Annotated in this window: 6 protein-coding genes; 3 read left to right on the forward strand and 3 right to left on the reverse strand. The window is 71.2% G+C overall.

Going from position 1 to position 6,378, the window contains the following annotated elements:
• The first annotated feature begins 176 nt into the window (after positions 1–176).
• Positions 177–974, forward strand: a complete 798-nt coding sequence (locus ACFVIU_RS06430) for an RNA polymerase sigma factor SigF (RefSeq protein ID WP_385841001.1) — start codon at positions 177–179, stop codon at positions 972–974.
• A 2-nt stretch (positions 975–976) separates the two neighbouring features.
• On the opposite strand, the gene ACFVIU_RS06435 is transcribed toward ACFVIU_RS06430, so the two are convergent.
• The gene (locus tag ACFVIU_RS06435) at positions 977–1,291 is read right to left on the reverse strand and encodes an ANTAR domain-containing protein (protein WP_385841002.1); all 315 of its coding nucleotides are present in this window, start codon (positions 1,289–1,291) and stop codon (positions 977–979) included.
• Positions 1,292–1,419: 128 nt separating this feature from the next.
• Between ACFVIU_RS06435 and ACFVIU_RS06440 the strand changes: the two genes are divergently transcribed.
• Positions 1,420–2,229 carry a VOC family protein gene (locus tag ACFVIU_RS06440; RefSeq protein WP_385841004.1) on the forward strand — a complete coding sequence of 270 codons (810 nt, stop codon included), beginning with the start codon at positions 1,420–1,422 and terminating at the stop codon, positions 2,227–2,229.
• A 709-nt stretch (positions 2,230–2,938) separates the two neighbouring features.
• On the opposite strand, the gene glgX is transcribed toward ACFVIU_RS06440, so the two are convergent.
• Together glgX and ACFVIU_RS06450 are read right to left on the reverse strand one after the other, a co-directional pair.
• Positions 2,939–5,083, reverse strand: coding sequence for a glycogen debranching protein GlgX (gene glgX, locus ACFVIU_RS06445; RefSeq protein WP_385841005.1), 2,145 nt, complete (start codon positions 5,081–5,083; stop codon positions 2,939–2,941).
• Positions 5,080–5,592, reverse strand: coding sequence for a pep a2 (locus ACFVIU_RS06450; RefSeq protein WP_385841006.1), 513 nt, complete (start codon positions 5,590–5,592; stop codon positions 5,080–5,082). The genes glgX and ACFVIU_RS06450 overlap by 4 nt, the downstream gene beginning before the upstream one ends.
• Before the next feature lie 327 nt (positions 5,593–5,919).
• On the opposite strand from ACFVIU_RS06450, the gene ACFVIU_RS06455 reads away from it, so the two are divergent.
• Positions 5,920–6,219 carry a DUF5133 domain-containing protein gene (locus ACFVIU_RS06455; protein WP_358695150.1) on the forward strand — a complete coding sequence of 100 codons (300 nt, stop codon included), beginning with the start codon at positions 5,920–5,922 and terminating at the stop codon, positions 6,217–6,219.
• Positions 6,220–6,378 lie beyond the last annotated feature (159 nt).

Raw genomic sequence — 6,378 nt, forward strand, 5'->3', positions numbered from 1 at the left:
CCTATATGCCCCATTTGTTTTGATGTGCTCCATAATGGGAAAGAGAGTCTCAGTGCTTCGGACAGGAGGCACGTCCGTGGGAGCCGGCGGTGCCGGGCCCCGGTGTCCTTTTCCCGGTCCGAGCGCACCTCCCACGGTGTCTGTCCATCCAGCACCTGCTGAGAGAGGTGCGCACGATGCGTGTCACCAGCAGTACGAAGCCCCGCCCCCACCCCCACGACGACGCCCCCGACACCGGTGAGTCCTTCGAACGGCTCGCCACCCTGACCGACGGTCCCGAGCGGCAGGCGCTGCGGGATGAGCTGGTCCGGCTGTGGCTGCCCATGGCCGAGCGGATCGCCGTGCGGTTCCGCGGCCGTGGCGAGTCCCTCGAAGACCTCTACCAGGTGGCGGCGCTGGGTCTGGTGAAGGCGGTCGATCACTACGACCCCTCCCGCGGCCGGGCCTTCGAGGCGTACGCCGTACCCACCATCACCGGTGAGATCAAGCGGCACTTCCGGGACCACATGTGGACCCTGCATGTGCCCCGCCGGGTGCAGGACCTGCGCAACCGGGTCCGCGCCGCCACCAAGGAGCTGGCGCAGACCACGTCCGGCCGGCCGCCCAGCGTCGCCGAGATCGCGGCGTACACCCGGCTGACCGAGGACGAGGTGCAGGCCGGACTGGAGGCCCTGGAGTGCTTCTCCGCGCTCTCCCTGGACGCCGAGGTGGCCGGCACCGACGGCTACGCCCTCGGCGACTCGCTCGGCGAGCCGGACCCGGGGTTCGACCTCGTGGTCGACCGGGCCGCCGTCAAGCCCTGTCTGGAGGCGCTGCCCGAGCGCGAGCGCACCATCCTCTACCTGCGGTTCTTCCGGGGAATGACGCAGAGCCGGATCGCCTCGCAGCTGGGCATCTCGCAGATGCACGTCTCCCGGCTGCTCAGCGGCTGCTTCGACCGGCTGCGCGAGGAGCTGCTCGCCGAGGCCCGCTGAGGCTACTCGTCCTCGCTGCCGGGGATCTGGGTCGGGCCGTACCGGTCCAGAGCGTCCTCCAGCTCGGCCCTGACCTCGGCCGGGATGTCGCCCCGGCGTCCCCAGACAAGGATCATCTCGGCGATGTTGCGCAGCTTGATGTTGGTGTGCTGGGAGACCTCCTTGAGCACCTGCCAGCCCTGGTCGGGGGTGACCCGGCCGAGGGCCACCATCATGCCGATGGCCTGGTCGACGACGGCGTGGGAGACCATCGCCTCCTTCAGCTGGCCGACCTCGGTCTGCAACGCGGCGATCCGGTCAGACTCGCTCTCTCCCATCCCTCCATGGTCCTCACCGGCCTGTCCGTCTGCCACCCGGGGTACTCGACAGGCGACCCACCCCCGTGTGGTTGGACACTGAACCCAGAGCGGTGGCCACCCGGCCCCGAGAGCAGGACGCGACTGCCATGAACCCAGAGACCCCTGTCGGCGGCGGACCGCGCAGAAGGGACGTCGTCTCCACGCACTCCGTATTCGGCGCCCCCTGCTGGGTGAGTCTGACCAGCCGCGACCTCCAGACGACCCAGGACTTCTACGCGGCGGTGCTGGGCTGGCGCTGGCGCGGCGTGAAGCTCGGTGAACACTTCCGCGTCGCACTGGCGGACGGCGTCCCGGTGGCCGGGATCGCCGCCGTCGCCGCGATGTGGCAGATGGCGGTGGCCTGGACGCCGTACTTCGCGGTGGAGGACGCCGATGTGGCCGTGTCCCGGGCCCGGGAGCGGGGCGGTACGGCGGCGGTCGGGCCGCTGTCCTTCCCGCCGGGCCGGGCGGCGCTGCTCGCCGACCGGGACGGGGCCACCTTCGGGATCTGGCAGGGCGAACTGGTCGCCAACTGGGAGGCGTGGCGGCGGGCGGCACCGACCTTCATCCGGCTGCACACCCGCAACGCCTTCGACTCCGCGATCTTCTACGGCGAGATCCTCGACTGGGCGTCCGGGAAACCGGGCTGCTGCGAGGTCGAGTACAACGGCGACGAGGTGCTGCTGCGCAGCCAGGGCGATGTGGTCGCGCGGATCGACTCCGGCGCGGTGGAGGCGGCCCCGGATCCGTCCGTACGGCCGCACTGGCAGATCCACTTCGCGGTCGGCGACGTGGCGGTGTGTGCGCGGGCGGCGGAGAAACACGGCGGCAGCGTGCTGCGGGAGGACGAGACCGAGGCCATCCTCCGCGACCCCGACGGCGCCCAGTTCACGGTGACGTCACGCAGGGAGCGATGACGGCCCCTCCGGGCGCGCATGCCCCATCGCCGGTGCGATCACCACCCGGTGGGTGCGGTGAGACGGTGCCGGACGCGAACGTGTCACGGACTCGGCGCCATCACGCCAGGCGCACTGCCCCACGCCGGGTGCGATGACGGCCCCTCCGGGCGCGCATGCGGGGTAAGTCCCCGACACGCCGGGCGCGGAGACGTCACGTGGGGCGCGCTGTGGACGCTATGGGCTGCGGGTGAGGTCTGACGGGCGCGGAGCCATCGCACGGGGCCTCCTGGCCCCACGCCGGGGCGATGACCCCGCCCGGGGCGCGACGAGCCCGCGACGGACGCGGAGGGCTCACGCCAGGTGCGCTGGCTCCCCCTGGCACGGGGCGCGGTGAGGCCGTGACGCACGCGAATGCGGCACACCAAGCCCGCCGACCCCGCACGGAGGCGATCCCCCTGGGCCGGGGGCGACTGCAACAGGCCGGGCGCGGTGAGCCCGTGACGGGTGCCGCACGCCAGACCCGCTGGCCCCACGCCGATGCGAGCGATCGCCACGCGCAGGGCGCCGGACGTCGATGCGGCACGCCGGGCGTCAGCGGGGCATTACGGTGGGACACGAGGGCCTCCTGAGTACCGGTCGTAGATGTCGCAATCCACACCGAACCCAGAAGGCCCTCACCTGTTCAAGAACCCAGCACGCGTGTCACCAACGTCCCGGGACAGCACACCTAGTCCGCCGTGCGGGACGGCCGGGTCAGGAGGACCAGGCTGCGGGCCTCCGCCCGGAGTCTCGTGCCCGCCTTGCGTTCGCGTTCGTCGGGGATGCCGTCGGGGTCCGCGGTGTCGATGAGGGTGGTCCAGCGTTCGCCGAAGGAGCCGTCGGGGAGCCGGAAGTCGACCGGTTCCCAGTAGCCGTTGACGAGCAGCAGGAAGGAGTCGTCGATCATCCGGCGCCCGTAGGAGTCGCGTTCGGCGATGGCGTCGCCGTTGAGGAACACCGCGACCGAGTGCGCGTCCCGGCGCTGCCAGTCCCGGTCGGTCATCTCCCGGGCGTCCGGCCTGAGCCACATCAGGTCGGGCAGCGGCTGCTCGGCGTTGGTCGCGGTCTCGCCGCGGAAGAAGCGCCGGCGCCGCAGTACCGGGTGCGCGGCGCGCAGCGCGATGAGGCGCCGGGTGAACTCCACCAGGCCGCGCTGCTCCTCGGTCAGCTCCCAGTCCACCCAGGAGATCTCGTTGTCCTGGCAGTAGGCGTTGTTGTTGCCGCGCTGGGTGCGGCCCAGCTCGTCGCCGTGGCAGAGCATCGGGATGCCCTGGGAGAGCAGCAGCGTGGCGAGCAGGTTGCGCTGCTGGCGGGCGCGGAGTTCGAGGACCGCAGGGTCGTCGGTGGGGCCCTCGGCCCCGCAGTTCCAGGACCGGTTGTGACTCTCGCCGTCCCGGTTCTCCTCGCCGTTGGCCTGGTTGTGCTTGTCGTTGTACGACACCAGGTCGCGCAGGGTGAAACCGTCGTGCGCGGTGACGAAGTTGACGCTCGCGCGCGGGCGGCGCCTGCTGTGCTGGTAGAGGTCGGAGGAGCCGGTGAGGCGTGAGGCGAACTCGCCGAGCGAGCCGGGCTGGGCCCGCCAGAAGTCCCGTACCGCGTCCCGGTACTTGCCGTTCCACTCCGACCAGAGCGGCGGGAAGTTGCCGACCTGGTAGCCGCCCTCGCCCACGTCCCAGGGCTCGGCGATCAGCTTGACGCGGCTGATCACCGGGTCCTGCTGGATCAGGTCGAAGAACGCCGAGAGCCGGTCCACCTCGTGGAACTGCCGGGCCAGGGTCGCCGCGAGGTCGAAGCGGAAGCCGTCGACATGCATCTCGGTGACCCAGTACCGCAGCGAGTCCATGATCAGCTGGAGCACGTAGGGGTGCCGCATCAGCAGGCTGTTGCCGGTGCCGGTGGTGTCGTAGTAGTGCCCCCAGTCGCCGTCGACCAGGCGGTAGTAGGAGGCGTTGTCGATGCCGCGGAAGGACAGGGTGGGTCCCATCTCGTTGCCCTCGGCGGTGTGGTTGTAGACCACGTCGAGGATCACCTCGAGCCCGGCCGCGTGCAGCGCCTTCACCATCGCCTTGAACTCGTTGACCTGCTGGCCCCGGCTGCCGAAGGCGGCGTACGCGTTGTGCGGGGCGAAGAAGCCGATGGTGTTGTAGCCCCAGTAGTTGGACAGTCCGCGGTCCTGCAACACGCCGTCCTGCACGAACTGGTGCACCGGCATCAGCTCCACCGCGGTCACCCCGAGCGAGGTCAGGTGCTCGGTCACCGCGGGGTGGGCGAGGCCGGCGTAGGTGCCGCGCAGATGCCCGGGCACCTTCGGGTGGTTCATGGTCAGGCCGCGCACATGGGCCTCGTAGATCACCGAGTCCGCGTACGGCGTGCGGGGCGGGCGGTCGTCGCCCCAGTCGAAGTACGGGTCGGTGACCACGCCCAGCATGGAGTGGCCGGCGCTGTCGGCCGGGGCCGGCCCGTCGGGGGCGCGCTCGTACAGCGAGGCGTGGTTGTCGATCTGGCCGTCCACGGCGCGGGCGTACGGGTCGAGCAGCAGTTTCCGCGCATTGCAGCGGTGGCCGAGGGCGGGCTGCCAGGGGCCGTGCACCCGGTAGCCGTAGCGCTGGCCGGGCCCGACCCCGGGCAGGTACGCGTGCCAGACGAAGCCGTCGACCTCGTGCAGCCGAACGGGGGTCTCGGTGCCGCTGTCGTCGACGAGGATCAGCTCGACGCGCTCGGCGACCTCGCTGAACAGGGCGAAGTTGGTGCCCTGTCCGTCGAACGCGGCACCCAACGGGTAGGGCTGCCCGCTCCACACGGGCAGCCCTTTCCTGGTCGTACGGCGGCTCACCGGCTGCCCTCCAGGGCGTCTTCCAGGGCCCCCGCGGGGCCGGCCAGCACCACCACCGGCAGTTCGCGCGGTACCTTCAGGCCCTGCCGCAGGGTGGGCGCGGGTGCGGTGGGCACCAGCGGGACGCGCTCGCCGGCGCGGGCCCGCTGCGAGAACCAGATGATCTTGCTGCCGGTGTCCGAGGCGCAGCAGCCCCAGCCGTCGCTCATGGCGGCGATGTCCGCCAGGCAGGCCCGGAGATCCTGGTCGGGCCGCAGATCGGGGTCGTCGCCGCCGAACGCGGTGATGAGGTGCTGGCCGTTCCACCACATCTCGATCGAGGTGTGCTTGTCGGTGGCGTGTTCGTCGATCGCCCGCAACAGCAGTTCGGCGCCGCGGCAGACGGGGGCCGCGAGGTTCTCGAGGTCCCAGTAGCGGAGGTGGGCGGCCAGGATGCGGCTGACCTGTCCCACCCGTTCCGGGCTGACTTCCACATCGAGGTGGTAGTAGCAGGGCACTGCGGTCTTCATCGTCGCTTGCTCCTCACCGGCGAAGCTCTCGCTCCCCTCGCCCCGTCCGGGAGGGATCCCGGATCGCGGTCCGGGACAGACCCCGGACACACAGCGTGAGCGTTGTTCGCTCCTGAGTCACCTTCCACAGTGCGGGCGCTACGCCATTCGTGCAACACGAGCACCCGACAGCCGTGTTGTTGAAGCTCCAACAAGACGCTGCGTCGTCGCGCGTGCACCATAAGTGAAAGCCTCGATCGCCGTAACGGTGCCGTGCCCTACGTTGCGCGGACATCACCCGACCGTCGGGAACGCGCCCAGTCGAGAGCGTGGAGGGTGAAGAGGGCCATGCTGCTACCCGCCAAGGCCGAAGTGGCCCGGCAGTTGCGGCGTTACCGGGCGTGGGAGCGCGTGATGCTCGCCTCGCCGCACGACCGCACGGTCCGGGCCACCTTCGAGGATTCGGGTTACACACTGTGCGTGCTGATGGGCAAACGCTGCGCCCGCGAGGCCGCGGACGCCGCCGAGCGCTATCTGCGCACCAACCTGGTCACCTATCTGCGCGAGCAGGACGGGCGGCCGCAACCGCGCCGGACGGCCAGAAGAGCGCCGCCACCGGAGCGGCGTTCCACGGCGCCAAGCCCCTGACCTGGCACCGTACAAGGCGTTCCCTGCGGGACCCGGCTGCGCCGGCCCGCTTCTCGGAGCGGGGGGGCGCGCCCGGGGGCCGCCCGTGGGCCGCGGCGGGGGGTGTTTTATCAGCGGGGCCCCCCCCCGCACACCGCGGGAGGGGCGAGGTGTGAGGGG

Origin of the sequence: Streptomyces sp. NPDC127190, from assembly GCF_042672505.1 — a bacterium.
Lineage (GTDB): Bacteria > Actinomycetota > Actinomycetes > Streptomycetales > Streptomycetaceae > Streptomyces.